At 44.8% G+C, this 15893-nt stretch carries 19 protein-coding genes; 1 reads left to right on the forward strand and 18 read right to left on the reverse strand.

Features of this window, described 5'->3' with window-relative positions:
* Nucleotides 1-107: 107 nt before the first annotated feature.
* From GJ688_RS12555 to GJ688_RS12605, 11 genes are all read right to left on the reverse strand, one after another.
* Nucleotides 108-2375 carry a VWA domain-containing protein gene (locus tag GJ688_RS12555; RefSeq protein WP_155476900.1) on the reverse strand — a complete coding sequence of 756 codons (2268 nt, stop codon included), beginning with the start codon at nt 2373-2375 and terminating at the stop codon, nt 108-110.
* A 28-nt stretch (nt 2376-2403) separates the two neighbouring features.
* Nucleotides 2404-3201, reverse strand: a complete 798-nt coding sequence (locus GJ688_RS12560; protein ID WP_155476901.1) for a copper amine oxidase N-terminal domain-containing protein — start codon at nt 3199-3201, stop codon at nt 2404-2406.
* A 647-nt stretch (nt 3202-3848) separates the two neighbouring features.
* Nucleotides 3849-4172, reverse strand: a complete 324-nt coding sequence (locus GJ688_RS12565) for a DUF4405 domain-containing protein (protein ID WP_155476902.1) — start codon at nt 4170-4172, stop codon at nt 3849-3851.
* Between the two features lie 309 nt (nt 4173-4481).
* The gene (locus GJ688_RS12570; protein ID WP_155476903.1) at nt 4482-4643 is read right to left on the reverse strand and encodes a hypothetical protein; all 162 of its coding nucleotides are present in this window, start codon (nt 4641-4643) and stop codon (nt 4482-4484) included.
* Between the two features lie 102 nt (nt 4644-4745).
* Complete coding sequence (locus GJ688_RS12575) at nt 4746-5033, reverse strand: Dabb family protein (RefSeq protein WP_155476904.1); 288 nt, start codon at nt 5031-5033, stop codon at nt 4746-4748.
* A 161-nt stretch (nt 5034-5194) separates the two neighbouring features.
* Nucleotides 5195-5464 carry a hypothetical protein gene (locus tag GJ688_RS12580; protein WP_155476905.1) on the reverse strand — a complete coding sequence of 90 codons (270 nt, stop codon included), beginning with the start codon at nt 5462-5464 and terminating at the stop codon, nt 5195-5197.
* A 159-nt stretch (nt 5465-5623) separates the two neighbouring features.
* Nucleotides 5624-5992, reverse strand: coding sequence for a hypothetical protein (locus tag GJ688_RS12585; RefSeq protein WP_207708810.1), 369 nt, complete (start codon nt 5990-5992; stop codon nt 5624-5626).
* Complete coding sequence (locus GJ688_RS12590) at nt 5992-6306, reverse strand: sigma factor-like helix-turn-helix DNA-binding protein (protein WP_235910960.1); 315 nt, start codon at nt 6304-6306, stop codon at nt 5992-5994. Before GJ688_RS12590 ends, GJ688_RS12585 begins: the two co-directional genes overlap by 1 nt.
* A gap of 39 nt (nt 6307-6345) precedes the next feature.
* Nucleotides 6346-6882, reverse strand: a complete 537-nt coding sequence (locus GJ688_RS12595) for an AAA family ATPase (RefSeq protein WP_155476907.1) — start codon at nt 6880-6882, stop codon at nt 6346-6348.
* A complete protein-coding gene (locus tag GJ688_RS12600; protein ID WP_155476908.1) occupies nt 6882-7097 on the reverse strand; it encodes a hypothetical protein in 216 nt (71 codons plus the stop codon). The genes GJ688_RS12595 and GJ688_RS12600 overlap by 1 nt, the downstream gene beginning before the upstream one ends.
* Nucleotides 7097-8254, reverse strand: a complete 1158-nt coding sequence (locus GJ688_RS12605; protein WP_155476909.1) for a DNA-methyltransferase — start codon at nt 8252-8254, stop codon at nt 7097-7099. The genes GJ688_RS12600 and GJ688_RS12605 overlap by 1 nt, the downstream gene beginning before the upstream one ends.
* Nucleotides 8255-8331: 77 nt before the next feature.
* Here GJ688_RS12605 and GJ688_RS20300 point away from each other — a divergent pair, with 77 nt between their 5' ends.
* Nucleotides 8332-8574 carry a hypothetical protein gene (locus tag GJ688_RS20300; RefSeq protein ID WP_170291944.1) on the forward strand — a complete coding sequence of 81 codons (243 nt, stop codon included), beginning with the start codon at nt 8332-8334 and terminating at the stop codon, nt 8572-8574.
* Here GJ688_RS20300 and GJ688_RS12610 read toward each other — a convergent pair whose 3' ends face one another.
* From GJ688_RS12610 to GJ688_RS12640, 7 genes are read right to left on the reverse strand one after another with little or no spacing between them, the layout of a single operon-like run.
* Complete coding sequence (locus GJ688_RS12610) at nt 8575-9489, reverse strand: hypothetical protein (RefSeq protein WP_155476910.1); 915 nt, start codon at nt 9487-9489, stop codon at nt 8575-8577.
* Nucleotides 9482-9985: a dUTP diphosphatase gene (gene dut / locus GJ688_RS12615; RefSeq protein ID WP_155476911.1), complete on the reverse strand. Its 504-nt coding sequence runs from the start codon at nt 9983-9985 to the stop codon at nt 9482-9484. Before dut ends, GJ688_RS12610 begins: the two co-directional genes overlap by 8 nt.
* 10 nt (nt 9986-9995) lie before the next feature.
* The gene (locus tag GJ688_RS12620; RefSeq protein ID WP_155476912.1) at nt 9996-11906 is read right to left on the reverse strand and encodes an anaerobic ribonucleoside-triphosphate reductase; all 1911 of its coding nucleotides are present in this window, start codon (nt 11904-11906) and stop codon (nt 9996-9998) included.
* The gene (locus tag GJ688_RS12625) at nt 11903-12355 is read right to left on the reverse strand and encodes a 4Fe-4S single cluster domain-containing protein (RefSeq protein WP_155476913.1); all 453 of its coding nucleotides are present in this window, start codon (nt 12353-12355) and stop codon (nt 11903-11905) included. Before GJ688_RS12625 ends, GJ688_RS12620 begins: the two co-directional genes overlap by 4 nt.
* Nucleotides 12355-12687, reverse strand: a complete 333-nt coding sequence (locus tag GJ688_RS12630) for a PDDEXK family nuclease (RefSeq protein WP_155476914.1) — start codon at nt 12685-12687, stop codon at nt 12355-12357. Before GJ688_RS12630 ends, GJ688_RS12625 begins: the two co-directional genes overlap by 1 nt.
* Nucleotides 12688-13623 carry a hypothetical protein gene (locus GJ688_RS12635; protein WP_235910961.1) on the reverse strand — a complete coding sequence of 312 codons (936 nt, stop codon included), beginning with the start codon at nt 13621-13623 and terminating at the stop codon, nt 12688-12690.
* Nucleotides 13602-15893, reverse strand: a complete 2292-nt coding sequence (locus GJ688_RS12640; protein ID WP_235910962.1) for a DNA polymerase — start codon at nt 15891-15893, stop codon at nt 13602-13604. Before GJ688_RS12640 ends, GJ688_RS12635 begins: the two co-directional genes overlap by 22 nt.

Genomic DNA, 15893 nt, shown 5'->3' on the forward strand with positions numbered 1-15893 from the left:
AGATTTGATTACGGATAAAATATTACGAGGACTACTCTTTAGCGATCCTCCCGTAAGCTGATATTATGAAATAACTCCTTCTCTCATTAGATGGAATGTAATTTTTCTCATAAGTTCTTTTGTTTTACTACAATACCATTGTTAGAATTTATAAATATATCCCAATTATTTTTACCATATTTTTCATCGCAATCATTTAAGAGATCGTCCGTTGGGGATTCGCTTTTTTCTAACAAAACCCCATTTTGTTCCTTTTGATATTTATATCCATTTATTCTCACTTCTCTTTCAATCCAATCCGGAATATTATTTTTATTATCGTCTGAAACTATCTTAATACTTCGGTTTAAACATATTAAGTCGAATATATGTTCAATTTCTTCCGATGTGCTTGAAGTAAAATATTCCCCCCCGGTTTCGTTTGCGATCTTGTTGAGTAATCCAGTGTTTGGAGTTTTTCCAAGACTTACTGTATATACATAAATGTTATTTCTTTTTGCAAAATCGGTTATACGCTCATAACTATCGATGTGGTTCTCATTATCTTTCCCGTCTGTTAACAAAATAACTAACGGTGGATTACGGTCGTCGCTAAACGGAATTGTATTCGCAAGATTGATTGCCTCTTTTAATCCGGTTTCAACATCTGTTCCTCCGCTTGAATCAATGCGGTCAGCAGATTTAATTAAAGCTTCTTTATCTGAAGTTAAATCCTGGAGTAATTTCGCTGATGTGTCAAAATCAATTATTGCGGATCTATCGTTATACTTTAATGATTTGATAATATTTTTAGTCGCTAAAATTCGGTTATTATTTAAGTCTCCGTTATACTCATCACCACTACCCGGCCCCATACTTCCCGAACTGTCTATAACAAATATCAGATCAAATGGTCTTCGGAGGCTTGGTTTACTAAGATATTCCTCTAGACTTGTAAGTTTTACAGGATCGGCAAGTTTATAACCCGATTCGGTATTAGCAATAGTCTTACTATAGAATCTACCACCAGCATCAACAGTTAAGCTAATTGAGTTCCAATTCATATTACTTAGAGAAATAGGGGCCATTTTTCCTTTAATAAATTCTACCTCTCTAACATCATTATCAATTTTAATTTGACCTTTTCCAGAATATTTTATTTGACCTACTTTTCTCCATCCAGAATTATCTGCGTTATGTATTATTTCCGCACTTATAGTTTCATTTTCTTTAGACGGTACTAAGTTAATATACATCTTGGGAAAGAATTCGTTAAGTAATATCATGTTGGACTTAATGGCTAAGGGTATAAGTACAGATGCATAATCTGTAGCGAACTCTGGGGGGACTTTATACGTGGGGATTATCTCATCAATTTGTTCTTCCCTCGCAATATCGTCTTTCATCCAGAGTTCAACCATTCTCACTTTTTTATTATCGAAATATTTGTAGTACGTAATGTTGTCATTATCCAACGTAAGTTGCTTAAAATATGGCGATGGGTAATTCTTCTTGTTATTTCTCGGATAAATAATTGGGTCCTCTTTTGTACCGGAACCATTATTATAGATCGTATCGTTAGAGTAAAAATTGTTATTCGTATATTTAGAAACCACATCAAATAACTCACTCGGGCTAGAAATATTCTTTAATAGTTGATTTACTTCATTCGGTAGTGGCTCGCTTGCAATGTTACTCACTAAAGTATCGGTTACATTGTCTTCAATTGGTTCTCCTTGCTTATGCCCATCATTTCGGACATGGGCCGGTTGAGTCATGTCAGCCATTAGGTGCATTGTTTGTCCCAGGGCTCTAAATGCCTTTCCAAAATACAAATTTTTTTCAACTAAATTATCAGTTTCCATACCAGCTTTGTAATACTCTAGTGCATATTCCCATGAGTACGGGTTTGTTTCTAGTAAGGACTTAATATTTTTTTTAAGTGCCCACTGTTTAGCGTTTGTTCCCACACCACGAGAATATCCACTTGGATCCCCGTCTTTTATATCTAGATCTGTTAAAAACCCAAGACTTTCGTTGTTGAAAGTAGGATCATAAAAATGACGAATCCCCATTAAAGCTTCAGGTTCATCTGCGGAAAATCCTCCCTCTCGAATCCAGAATTCTTGTGTTTCTTCTAGGGGTATTTCTCCTTTCAACCGTTCAAATCGTCCTAAAGGACCATATTCAGATATTTCTCCTGTTTGAATATCGTCTGGATATCCAATGCCTTTGTATTGTTTTTTATTGGTAAATGGAATATTTGAGTTATTTATAAAAGACTCATATGACTTTGCGTTAATTTCAGGATGCGTTGATACATTACCCCAACCATACGCCGTTGATGGAATAACCAGTAATGACAGCCCTATTGCTAAAATAATTGGTTTTTTCAAATCTTTTCACTCCACAACATACGACGATTTAGAAATTAACAAAATACCATTTATTATCTAGTTTAACGACTTCGAGATGATATTCTTTCCCATTTCTATAAACAGTAACTTGGGCCGTTCTGGGATGAAAACTACTCCACCCATATTCAGTGGATAATAAGGTCAATTCCCAATTATTTAATGCATCCGCGAACTCCGGAAGGATATTTTTCATTTTTCCAAACTCCGAATTTAGGAAATCACGTTTGTCAGGTGTAAAATGAGTTACAATTTGCTCAATGTTTTTTGACTTAAATGCTTCTTTTAGTTCTGTTACTTCATTATTTATTTTTACTTTTTCCTCTTCAAAGCTTGGCATGGCGGGTACGTTGATTCTAAAATCGCCATTCATTCTTGCTTTTGTTTGAACTGTAACAGTACGTCTATCAGGAATCCAATTTACGTTAGCATTATGTGCTTCGGCTACGAAACGTAAAGGCACGAAGGTACGGTCATCTTTAATTACCGCTCTCGTATCGAACTCAATGGTTTTTCCGTTTATGTAAGCACGATTACTACCGATACTTAATTTTATTTGGTCATTATAATACTGGATATTTATTGTATGCGTATCTTGATTCCATTGAACTTTGCTTCCGAGTTTTTCAGTTATAAAACGAATAGGGACCATTGTTCGACTATCCTCATTAATAAAGGGCTTGGCATCGGGAAAATCTACTTTCGCTCCATTTACCTCTACGTTTATGTCTGCCGCAAAAACAGGTTTAGACGTAAACACTATTAAAAAGAATACTAAGTGGATCATAATAACACGAAAGTTTCTCAAAATTAAATCCCCCTGTACTTGTTAAATCAGAAAATAATGAAAAGACATTACTTCGCTTATTCACCATCCTTTTGCTTATTTTTATTAGTCACATGGTATAATTTTTCCTTTGAAGAAATATAAAACTAATTGTCGAAAAATCATATAATATGTAGATAAAATCTTTTAGTTAATTGCTTCTGGTTGTTTTCAGTTCCGACAGATTGGACCTCTTCTTGTTGACTTCTCCCTCCTCCAGAGCAATACTGTCACTGCGGCAACCGCCCATCAAGGAGGAATGAATATCGAGCAATAACTGGCCCCTAACAAAAATTAAAAATTTAATTCCGCAAATGATTTTTCACCGTTGAAATCAACACGACACGCATTCGATTCATATATCTCAATAATGGCCCAGTGCATGATGGGCCAGCAGCAAGGAGGAATGGGTATCGAGTAATAACCGGCTCCAATAAAAATTAAAAATTAAATTCCGCAGTGATTCTTTACCGTCGAATCAACGACAAGCATTTGCTTCATATAATCTCATTTTGGTCCAGTGCATGATGGGCCAGATTATAAGGAGTGGTTTATCGAATATTAGCTGGCATCAAATAAAATAGAAAACCCCGCCAGAAACGAAACTGACGGGGCTGGGTATCAAAGTTTTACCGGAAAAAGAGTTTAATCTCAGCGAATAGAGTTTTCAGATTGAGGGTGAGATGTCCGATAATAAACGCGACCATCCCGAATCCTAGCCAGATGTGCAGATCTTTCATAATGGGAACGTTCATTCCAAGGAACGTCCAACCTTGAGAAGCTGCGGGTCCGTGAGGAGCGACCATGAGGCCCAGCCCGGTTACAGTTACAATCAATCCAAGAAATGCTAGCGAAACTGAAACTATGCCTTTTATTTTGCCGACCGAGGACCGGCAAGCTGCCTTACTGTTACCATTCAGATTCACAAGGGTTTGATTGGTTACGGAACTCATTTTTGATAACCTCCCAGATGATGTTTAGTTTTACTCTGTGTTTATAGATTACAGAGAATAACTGAAAGAGATCTGAAAGGTCTGTGAACATCATGTGAACTTGGCTCTTAAGGAGACTTAAGCGACAATACTAGAAGGGCAGTTTGCCCCAACGACCAACAGCGAAGTCTGCACATCCATACCAGAGTCTACGTCTGACCACTTATCAAGCGAGGGTTCTTTAATCTCACGACCGTCGCTTATTTGGCATGGTATTTTTTAGTTATCAAAGAGCGATACAGCCCCCGTTGCCGGGGGACTGCGTTGGCGTTATTCAGCTTTTTCGGGCTTAGCCATGCTCTCGTTGAGCTTCTCGATGTTCTGATTCAATCGGGACAGCTGTTCGGCGATGGTGGCCAGGGATTCAGCGATCTTCGGAAGATCCCGTTCGTAGAACTTCCTGCCCAGGCCGGTTTGATAAAACTCTGTCATTCTGTAATCCTCCCTGCTTTGTTGCGAGGCAGGTACAGCTTATCTAGGAAGCGTTACTAAGTAAAGTTAATTTAATTCCAATGGAAAATGACTTCAAAAAGTCTACTCTTCGTAACAAACGTTAGCCGCGGCTGATAATTTGCTTTTAAGTTGATTACCAATCTCGACATGTACCGGATGAGGTAAGTATGTCTGGAAGTCGTCCATAGAATCAAATTTTGCAATAAGGGAAATATCATACGAAGACTCAGCATGACGAATGTCTACAAAAACTTTTAAGTCGCGAATAACCTCAATCCTTCCGCCCATGCTTAACAGTAGTTTTCTCGTATTTTCGATACTTTCGCTACTTCTATCCTGGAGCTTTAACAGCAGGTTATGAACTATCATTTATTTTCCTCCCATTCTTTTATGGACTCGTCTAAAGTATACCAGTTGGTTTGGAACTCAAAAATGCGAAACGAGCCATTACTAGAAGTATCTTCCCTCAATAAAGATAGATTCATGTGAGGACCACCGTTAGGCGATCCTCTCCTTCCTCCCACTCGACTTTATCCCTTCAAAGAAACAAGGTAAGCACCGATCATCAAGAACAATCCACCCACCCATCTAACCGTGGGCACATACTCCGAAAACACCAGCCAACCAACGATAATTCCAAGGAAATGAATTAGCCCTTGTGCCGGGAATGCTGTGCTGAATGGGACCATCGTTAGCAACTTGAACCATACCGGCAAGGCGAGAGTAAGTAACACCACGCCACCAAGAATACCGGGAGACGTGGCGGCTTTGAGTAAGTTTGCAAACTCAAAACCGCCCATTCGGTCTAACTCCAATCGTATAAGGGTCTGTCCCGCTAAGATTAGTGAGATGTTCAATAAAAGCAGCAACCATGCTTTAAGACCCATTGATTCACCTATTTCTGAGGAACACCCTCGAATATCTTTAAGATATCCGTTCCCTGATTTAACAGAGTGTAATCATGCGATTCTTCTACACTTATCACGATGCTTAAACTTAATCCCTGTCCGCTTCGTTTCAACGGAAAAATTGCCGACTTGCTCCAACGGTACTTCTCTATTTGAGCGAACTTTCCATTGAGCTTCATTGAGTTCTGGATACTCGGTTTTACTTACTTTATCCGGCTGGTTTTTGGAATCTCGTAAGATATAATTGGTTAGCCGTTCTAGTTGACGCTCGTTGGGCACTTCCCCCACCTGTTTTACATACGCCTCGATCAGATCATCCACTGCCTTGATACGCCATTGAACCGGCATGTCTTGAGTAGTCAGGTGGGCTACTGCTTTTGCGAAAGACTCTTTATAATTGGCTTCTGCTGCGAACACCATCACGCCACCTCTTTCTCTTCATTAACCAGAGCGATCCGTTGAATAGCCGATCGAACATGTTCACTGACAGCCTGTTGAGAGATGTTCATCCAGTGGGCTGCGTCCTTTTGAATGAAGTCTTGGATGAACACCAGCTTCAACGCCTGCTTTTGGCGATGCGTCAAGTTTGCTTCTGCCATTGATTGTGCTAAGTCTAGCAATAGCAAACTAGCGTCGTAATCACCACGGAGGAACCGGGATTCCCCAACATGGTGCAGTTGGGTGAGCAAAGCATAGATTCCTCGTTCGCTATCTAATGGATAGGCCTCATCCAATCGCCGTTCCTTTGCGGAGAAATCAATGACTTTCCCCAGTTAGGCCGCCTCCTCTTTGATATGAAGTAAAGCATTGTCGATTAAGCAGTGCAATTCTTTCAGCGTACCCTCGTTAGTTATCTCAAAGTCAGCATCAAATTCATCAACGGCCTTTTCGGTTTCATGATTAAACTGAGCCAGATCAATCTGCTCACCCAGTCGCTTCATGCGTTGAATACGTGTGGTCGCTGAGGAATTGATTTTTACTATATCAAAACCAGCTTCAAGTAATGAGAAATATTCGTTCCATTGGCGAAGGTCAGTAATCACAATATCATCATCCGGGCCAGTTTCTCTTTCGATTTGCCGTAATACATAGTTCACCCAAACGTCGGGGTCAACATCACGCAAAGCTTGTCCGACATCTTGATAAAGAGCACGGGGCTTACCGTCTTCGTTGGCGTTGGGAAACAGTTCTTTACAGAGGTTACGAATGGCATCACCGAAGGCAAACTGCTTGAACCCATAATGATTCACCAGATAATCTGCTACAGCATCTTTACCGCAACGCATTTTCCCTGTTAAAGCAATTTTCATTATGCAATCTTCCTTTCAGAATGTTGTTTATCGACGGCTTCCCATCGTTTGAGAAGGTTAAGTCTTTTCGCCAACCGTTGATAATACTCGATGTCCTGTTGTGAAAAATTGTGCTTCTTTCGTTGTGCTACTACATTATTCATAAAGGTGACGAACAACCGTGCTTCCCCTTCTGCCAACACCAGAGCCTTTCGGTAATCAATCATGTTCCCCATTAACACGCCCTCGCTCTTGCCACTTCTGCGTAGTCTTCTTCGCGTTCAATTAATATGAAGTTAAATCCATTCTTTCTGGCTGCGACCGCTGTGCTGCCGCTTCCTCCGAATGGGTCCAGGACAATGCCTCCAGGCGGAGTAACCAGTTTTATCAACCATGCCATGAGATCGACCGGCTTTACGGTTGGGTGATGGTTTCGGCTTTTCACTGGCTTACGCTCACGGCCATCCATGGTGTACTTGCTATTGATTACGCCACGCCCTGTGCCGGGATAGGTACGCCGTTCTTCGAGGTCAATGACATTACCTTGCCAGTCGCTGTTGCGGTCTTTTTTACTGGACTTTTTCGAGATTTCTTTGGGCGTGATGTTGAAGAATTGGCTGTACCACTCGTCATCATCGGTCGTTACGCAGTTGGCCGGGAAGCGGCCTTCTTCGGATTGGTCCGATGGAACTCGGCATTCTTGGATGTTAACTGCACCCGTGCCGTAGCGTTCTACGTTCTCGATTGTGTTACCATCAAGCGGCTTCCGAGCCATGATTATTGGCTCATGTGCGGGTTTAATTGAACTCTTCCATCCATCCCATTTCTTAGCGAGGTCGGTCGCTGGTTCAGTAATGTGATGAACGATCTTTCCCGTCTGCTCCCCGGCAAACAGCGACGAGCCATACGCCCTGCCGTGGCCGTTGCGCTTATCCGGTACTTCCCGTTCGCCGATGATATGTCGTTCAACCCCTGCTCGTTTGTCAAAGGCTTTACTGACGTCCATACTTTTCGGAAATCCGCTGGTATACAGCCATTCGATTACATCTCTGATTTCAAACCCGGCCATACGGAGGGCGACGGTCATGAGGTCTTGGGTGCGAGTTCCCGAGAAGCACAAGATGTGGCCGCCGGGTTTGAGTACGCGAAACACTTCTCGCCAGATGGAGGGTCCCGGGACGAATGAGTCCCAGGACTTGCCCATGAAGCCTTTGGCCTGGTGAGTGTAATCCTCACCAGCCATCCACCTGGATAGGACTTCACGGATGTTTGGCTCTTTGGAGAGACCGTAAGGTGGGTCTGTTACGCAGGAGTCGATGGAGTTGTCGGGTAAGGATTTAAGGACTTTAATGCAATCACCTTTGAGTACACTATTTTTGGTATTGGTTATCAACGAACAATCCCTCCGATTAAAAAATTTTCTTCGAGGAAAAATAGGAGTAAAAGGAATCCGCTTGGAGTGGATAATAGTTGAACCCCAAAAAGAAAGCTTACTATCTGATGTTTCCTATTTCTCTTGTTGTTGCGAGTATCTACGTTGCCATCGGAGGTTTACTAACAAAACTTATTAGTTATGGATTTGGATTGAACCTATCCACCCAAGATTGCATTCTCGCGGGATTTGTATTACTTGGCGCAGTAATCGTGGTAACCTCTACCTTATTCATGGAAGATGTGAAAGTTGTTGTAAAGTGGTTACGAGATGAATCTTAATTAACTGGCTTTATCCCACATCGTTTTTGGTAACTTCCCTACTGTTTCCATCAGCAACTCATACACGTCCAGGTCAAGTACATCAGCCTGGGCGTTTTTATTTTTTGATACCAGTTGTCGAAGGGTGGGCCGCTTTTCCCGTAGCTTTCGCATCGCTCGGTTATGCCCCTCGATATGGGGGCCGTGGTATTCCTTCAATGTGTCCCACTTCTCGGGGTCCAGTGTGCGGACAGCCTCGAACATGGAATTAACGATGTCTCGAGTTTCCCCTTGAGCACCCCGTTCCCAGATACGCTGCTTGAACACGTTCTTCACCAGAGCTTCCTCGGAAAAATCCAACATAAATGGTGGCATCATCACTCCCATGGGATATAACGATCGGATGGCTTGCAGAGATTCTTCCGGGTGCTCTTTCCGAAGCTGGTCACACCGGGTCAACTGTTCCTCAATGATTCGGTGGTACAGCCAAGGGTCTTTCGCTTCATAGGGCACTACTAATCCCCAAGGTTTGTTCGCTCGGAATCCTCCGGCGATCCTACGGTTGCGGATGGTGTAGGTGATGAGATGATCATAGGCCGTCTTGCTCACGCCAATATAAAGGAAGGTTACTGTCTCACCACGGATAGGCTCATAGGAATGACCAGCTTTGACCATACCGTCGAGGAATCGGTTGGTATTACCCATATCGTCATACTTACCAAGATACAGGGCCGATGCGAAAGCACTGGACTTCCTGCCTTTGTCGGTGACTCGCAAGGCGATCACTCGGCCATGCTGGATCGGTGTGAATCCTTCGTTGACGAAGTTTTCGTTGATGAAAAGTTCTAGGTTACGGATGTCGTTAATCCGTTCCGGTTCTAAATGAATACGTTCATTCCAGCAGATTGGATTAAGATCGATAGTAAATCTAGGCAATTGCTTTGCTCCCTTCTGTACCGGTATGTCCAAATCCGCCAGAGCCACGTTGAGTTTTTGGCAGTGATTCATGATCAGTAAATTCAACATTGAATAACACAGGCTGAAAAACCAGTTGGGCAATTCTATCTCCTTCAAGGATGCGAAACGGATCGTATCCGAGATTGATTAAAATAACTCCGATTTCTCCAAGGTAATCCGCGTCGATAGTTCCCGGTGAATTTAGCACAGTGATCCCTTCGTGTAAGGCCAATCCACTGCGAGGGCGTACCTGAGCTTCAATGCCATCCGGTAGTTGTATTGCTATACCCGTTCTTACAAAGACTCGTTCATTTGGATATACCCAAAACTCTCGATAGCCTAACTTTTTTTCCCTAAGATAAAGCTCGTCGATGGGAAAGACGCCAAGAGCATGAAGGTCGAAACCACTGGAGAATTCAGTTTGTCTTTTCGGAAAGATGGCATCCTGATGAAGGCGAATAATCTCGATATTCATCTGGTCCCTCCTACCCTGCTTGCTGCAGTTCATTAAATTGCCGCTTTGGATACTCGTAATTCTTCCGAACATCGCCCCAGGAAGATACCTTCGTGAAGTACCCAATCACCCGCGTCATATAGTCCACTATGGGCTGTCCGCAGATGGGGCAGGTCTTATCTGTTCCGATGACTGAGGTGTGTCCGTTCGCGCAAACCCCGAATCCATAGTTGATAGCGAAGTGTTCCACTCCCTCTGACAAGGAAATCAGGATGAGTTTCTTCATTATAATAGGGTCGGTAATCTGTTCCTGAACGTTGAGATGCAAAATGCCTCCGCCACTAACGTGCTTCATGAAACGACCAGTTAAGTGAATGCGATCGGTGGTTCCCATTTCAGCAATCAAGGGAACGTACTGGTTCGAGTACAATTCAAAAGGCTGTAGTTTTCGATATAACAGCCGGTCCTTTTTCGCCAACGTAACAGCTGTACTTTCCGCCGGGATTTCCTCAGTGTTGAATGAATGACCTGTTCCTCGGCTGAAGATTTGGGCGTATTCCTCCGTCCGCTTCAGTACCTTTTCGGTAAACGATTGCCCTTCTTCACTTTCCATCGGCATCCCCATAAACTCGCACATCTCGTACTGGCCGTGGATACCGATTGTTGAGAACAGCATGTCCAGCGAAAACCAGCCAAGCGGCTTAAAGAATTTGAGAAATCCCTTTTCTACTCTTCTGCGCAGAATCTCTTCCCGATGAACCAACAGCAAATCCTTCGCCATCTGCGCTCGCCGTTCCAACAGCGTGAAGAAGTGCTTTTCATCACGGGCATCTAACGCTAGTCTTGGGAAGTTGATAGTGACTACCCGGTGAGAGCCAATATTGAGACCGCCGTTACCAAAACTGTCGGCCCGGTAGCTCATGCGTTCGGTATCGTTTACATAACGGCAGCACATTGCAATCTTGGAGCCCTCGTTGGCGTAGATATTCAGCACACCGAGCTTGACGTTAATCCGACTGATAAATTCGAGGAAGTCTTCATCTAGCGGCTGCCGGTTCTCATCCACACACAAGTTAGCCGTCATAACCGGGAAGCGGTACGGCAAGCCGGTCGCGGGATCTCCCTTGGCAAAGAACTCAGCGATGATTTTCTGGATTTGCATCACGTACTCTACGTCCACTTCCGAGCCATCAGGGTAGCGGTATTCGGAGAAGAGTTTCGTGAGGTTTTCCCGGTCAAAGATGGATACGTTAGAAAACGGTGACTGCCCGCTGGTGCGAAACTTGTTATTGGCCACGTGAACAAACTTCTGCCAGAGGTTGACGATGTAATCTTGGTCCTCAGCGTTTTCCGGATTGCGTCCTTCCTGTTTTAGATACCATGCAAGGTTGAGGATAAGATCACCGGGAGCCACTGCACCGGCAAACTCTTGACTCAGGTCCATCACGACTTCGGTCACTTGGGCCATGAAGCTGTCCGACCGTTTGGGCGGCAGACTTCGCAATTGCCCATAGGGCCGACCCTCAATCATCAAGTTTGCCGTGGAAAAAGCGAAGCAGTACGGAATCTGAATCCCTTGCCCAGAGCTATCGTGAAAATACAATTCACCCCGCCATATGGCAGATATCAGCTTGTTCGCCCGATTAAGACCGAAGCGTTTTTTGCTGTACCGCCACAGCAGATAGTACCCTTCCAACTTCAAGATACCTTTGGTGACCTCCGCCTGATAGTTGTTGGCAGACAGCTCCTCATTGGAGTTAGCGTTCTGATCGACGCTGGCATCGGCCAGTCGTTTAGTGAAGTAATCATGGGACATCTGTCCGACATCGACCTTGTTCGGGCTGATTCCTTCCAGTTCCAACATCTTCAGTCCCACGGGATCTTCGGCGAACTTCTGATAGAGCGTATCGAATCCCGGTTCAAAAGTAAGCGATATCTTCAAGCTACCTTCTCCTTCCGTTGGTCAAGTACAACTTGGTTGGAACTGGCCGGGAATCCGCCAGTGTGTAAGTCCTGACGGTATTCTCCGGCGATGATGACATCGCATAGGTCGATAATGTCGTCGGAAATCGAGAAGATGTTATATCCGGTGTACAGCCATGTGCTCAATCCGATGGATTTGACTGCCGCCAACAATACCTTCAACGCATCAGGCTGATCCATCGGCTCTCCGCCAACAAAGACCACTGCATCATAGAATCGTTGGTTCGCTCGGATTCGTTGAATAATCTCGTCGGTATCAGTCTCTTCCCCACCGTCAAAAGACTGCAGTTCAGGATTGTGGCAACCAAGACACCTCCGTCGGCATCCTTGAAAAAAGATGCTGAAGGCGATACCGTCGGCATCGGATGTATTCAGGTCGTTGAATCCAGCAATCCGAACTGTGGCCATCACGCCACCTCCGATACGCTATCAACAGTGACCTTCCATTTACGAAATCCCTGCCTGTCCACCCACACCCAGAACTCAAAGTCAATTACTTCATCAATGTTGTGCTCTTTAATGGTTGCTTGGATATCGGTAATCTCTTTTCGATATGCCGCCATAGAGAACCGCTTGGTTCGTTTGGACTGTACGGCCAAGATACGTCTTCGGCTGATACCGAGCACATCCACCTTGGAATGAGAACCGGCTGATCGAACAACTAGGAACCCTCGGTCGGTCAACTCATGAACAATTTTTCGCTCAATCTCATATCCCCGCTGATAATTCGTGCGCCCCATTTACGCTGCCACCTGTTCCTTTACCTGATGGCAATGCGGTTTATATAGGCAGAAGAAACATTTCTCCACCATGGCCCGAGGCAGTTCATTGGCGTAGCACATACCGGCCACATCTGCGAACTTATCCAGCAGTCGATTACGATCTTTATCGGTTACCTTCATATAAAAGGCTCGCATGTCCGGTTTGGCTTGGGCTCCTTTAGTCCAGCTGTCTTTCGCTAGTGATTCATAGACAATGAGAAACTCGTCGAGGCCGAATAATAGTGAGTAAGCTACGCACTGCTCTTTGTGATCCGCTTGAGCATCCTTCATCTTGTACTCGCCGATAACTCCAAGAGTGGTGGACTTGGTCTTAAACTCCAGCCCAATCTTGCTGCCATCCGGTTGATATTGAAGGACACCATCCATCATGCCGTATAGCTGAAATCGTTGGCCGTTGTAATCATACTGCCGAACCTGCCGAATGTTCTTTTCCCATGCTGGTCGGTTGGTCGTTTTCGTCCGCACCACCGTAAACTTCGGTGCATCCAGATAGTTCTCGGCATACAGTAAATCTCGCTGCATGGCCCGGTGAACCGCCGAGCCGTTACGGGACCATCGTCGTTGATAGGGAAAGCGGTCAACAAAAGAGGCTTCCACCTTCTTAACCTTGAAATAAAGTTCCCGTTCACATTTGTAGGCCGAAGAAGGCGAGAAAGTAATAACTCCTTTTTTGAACCCTAACTTGCTCGTATCGCTGTTCAAACCATCCAACTCATCCATGAGCAGATACTTTTCGATCTCGTTATCGTTCGGTTCCTCAATGGAATGAATTGCATCGAAGTGTCTAAGGATCGCTTTGGTTAACTCTTGGCCGCGATCGTTGGCGTCAGATAAAACTTCCTGCCGGAGTTCCTTTGCTCCAACCCGATTAATTAAGCTGCCGATGCAAACCACTCCCCTTTCTTTACCCCTTCGCCCCATCGTTGCATAATTTCGGTATCGACTTTTAACGGTACATCCAGTGAAGCCGCCGATGTCATACACGCCTCTATTTCCTTCACATCACACTCGGTAACGGTATCATCCACCATCATCAATGCTTCATCGTGAACCGTGCCGCAAAGAGCCCAGCCCCGGCGACTACAATATTGATACAGGTTGAGCATCGCCCGCTTCATTACATCAGCGGCCGTTCCCTGAATGATGGCATTCACGCTCTGCCGTCGGGCTGATTCCACATCGCCTTTGACTTCATAGAATTTCCGTTTGAGGTTACGAGGGATATCTTTGTTGCGCCATACATTCAGCGGCAGTTCTTCCACTCCGAGAATCTCACAGATTTGTTTTACCAAAGAATCGTAGACCTTCGCTTTCTGGCGATGACCGGGAAATCTTCGTTTTCGTCCATACAGAGTCTCCACATACTCATTTTCCTTGACCAACTCATGAGTATCTTTAATGAAGGAATGGACTTGTGGGTAGGTCTTATAGAAATCACCGATAAATTCATGGGCCTCTTCGACTGTAATGGTTAACTGACTTGCGAGCGTGAACATACTTGTTCCATACATACAAGCCAAGAGCCCAACCTTCATCATCTTCCGGTACTTTGACCCATCGCCGCACTCCTCGATGGGCTTCTTGAATACCCGGCTGGCCAGTGTAGAGTACAAATCCTGACCGTTCAAATATGGCTCTTGAAGATGCTTGTCGCCGCTGATATGCGCCAGCACCCGTGGTTCGATTTGGGAAAAGTCACTACCAATGAGCAGCTTACCCGGTGGAGCGATTATCAGCTTCCTTGCATTGGTCGGCAGGTTTTGCAGGTTCGGTTCGTTGCTAGAGAACCGGCCAGTCACGGTGGCCACCTGATTAAAAGAGCCATGAATCCGCCCATCGGACTTAATTCGTTCCGGCAACGCTTCAACATAGGTACTTAGGAGTTTTGTGAGTTCCCGGTACTTCAACAGGTACTCAATTCCGGGATGCTTGTCCTTTAAGGCTTTTAGCGTTTTCACATCGGTGGACCGGGCATTGACCTCAGGCAACTTCAGTTCATCGTACAGCTTCCGGGACAACTGGATGGGTGAGTTGCAGTTGATATTGCCGAAGTGGTCGGTCAGGGATTGTTCTAATTGATAAATCTCACTTCGCAGTTCCTCGCCGTACTGCCGGGCGTAGTTCTGGTCAATAAGGAACCCGCACTGTTCCATATCGACACAGACCTCGATTAGCGGATTCTCCAGTTCCTGATATAGTTGATCCAGCTTACCTAGTCGCTGAAGGTGCTGCCGCTGCCATTCATAGAGCCTCCACGTGAGGTGCGTGTCCTTGGCGGCATAGACAAGGGCCACATCCAGCGGGACTTCATCAAAGCAGGTTTTCCCAAAGAGGTCTTCAAATGTGTGGCTGGTATCTTCAAATCCAAAATGTTTTCCGTATTTGGTGGCTAGATTCTTCAGGGCATAGGACGGTTCGTTTTCATTCAGCAGAGCCATTGCCACCCGTGTGTCGTGGGCCAATCCTCGCATCCGAACTCCGTGGCGAAGCAACATGTGCATATCATACTTCGCGTTGTGAAGCACCTTACCAATATTCGAATTGGTGAGCATCGCGGAAAGTGCCTTCAATACTACCGAGCGTTTCAACTGCTTCCCGGTTTTGTGGGCTACCGGGATATAGACGTGATAATCCGCTCGGGGCAGGGTTAGGGACATGCCAACGATTGTATCGTTGTACACGTCCAAACCCGTTGTTTCCGTATCGAATGCTATAATAGGTTCTTCTTTCAAATCGACGATCAACTGCTCCAACTGCGATTCCGTTTGCACCAGCCGATAGTTTTCTGGTGTCTTGGCGACCATGTCTTTAAGGACCGATTCCTTTCGCTGGTCTTGCAAGTCGCGCCATAACCGCATGGCATGGGCCTTGGTAAACTTCTTAAGGCTTTCTACGCCAACGCCGATTTCATCGGCATCAATGGCAGACTTGATCGACTTTAGGCGTTCCTTGTCAAGGTTCGAAAGGTTCGTTTGGAAAATTGCTTTCTTCGTAGTTCCTGTATGGCTGATCCATCCGGAGAACCACACTTCTTCCCAAGTGGGCTCTCGCTTCGCCATCTCCTTTCGTAACTGAGCCTCACGAATTCGATCCGAAGCATCCGCTTCAATGGGCTTTGGTAATCCCATGTTCAGTTCGGCCTCATCACCTCTTATTGTTTTCAA

The sequence above is a fragment of the Heliobacterium mobile genome, from assembly GCF_009720735.1.
GTDB classification, from domain to species: Bacteria; Bacillota; Desulfitobacteriia; order Heliobacteriales; family Heliobacteriaceae; genus Heliobacterium; species Heliobacterium mobile.

Bases quoted from the DNA above. Each gene is read 5' to 3' on its own strand.
- GJ688_RS12570 (WP_155476903.1), bottom strand. From the start codon at position 4,643: ATGACAGAGTTTTATCAAACCGGCCTGGGCAGGAAGTTCTACGAACGG.
- GJ688_RS12575 (WP_155476904.1), bottom strand. From the start codon at position 5,033: ATGATAGTTCATAACCTGCTGTTAAAGCTCCAGGATAGAAGTAGCGAA.
- GJ688_RS12565 (WP_155476902.1), bottom strand. From the start codon at position 4,172: ATGAGTTCCGTAACCAATCAAACCCTTGTGAATCTGAATGGTAACAGT.
- GJ688_RS12600 (WP_155476908.1), bottom strand. From the start codon at position 7,097: ATGGGGAACATGATTGATTACCGAAAGGCTCTGGTGTTGGCAGAAGGG.
- GJ688_RS12625 (WP_155476913.1), bottom strand. From the start codon at position 12,355: ATGGCCACAGTTCGGATTGCTGGATTCAACGACCTGAATACATCCGAT.
- GJ688_RS12595 (WP_155476907.1), bottom strand. From the start codon at position 6,882: ATGAAAATTGCTTTAACAGGGAAAATGCGTTGCGGTAAAGATGCTGTA.
- GJ688_RS12630 (WP_155476914.1), bottom strand. From the start codon at position 12,687: ATGGGGCGCACGAATTATCAGCGGGGATATGAGATTGAGCGAAAAATT.
- dut (WP_155476911.1), bottom strand. From the start codon at position 9,985: ATGAATATCGAGATTATTCGCCTTCATCAGGATGCCATCTTTCCGAAA.
- GJ688_RS12580 (WP_155476905.1), bottom strand. From the start codon at position 5,464: ATGGGCGGTTTTGAGTTTGCAAACTTACTCAAAGCCGCCACGTCTCCC.
- GJ688_RS12585 (WP_207708810.1), bottom strand. From the start codon at position 5,992: ATGGTGTTCGCAGCAGAAGCCAATTATAAAGAGTCTTTCGCAAAAGCA.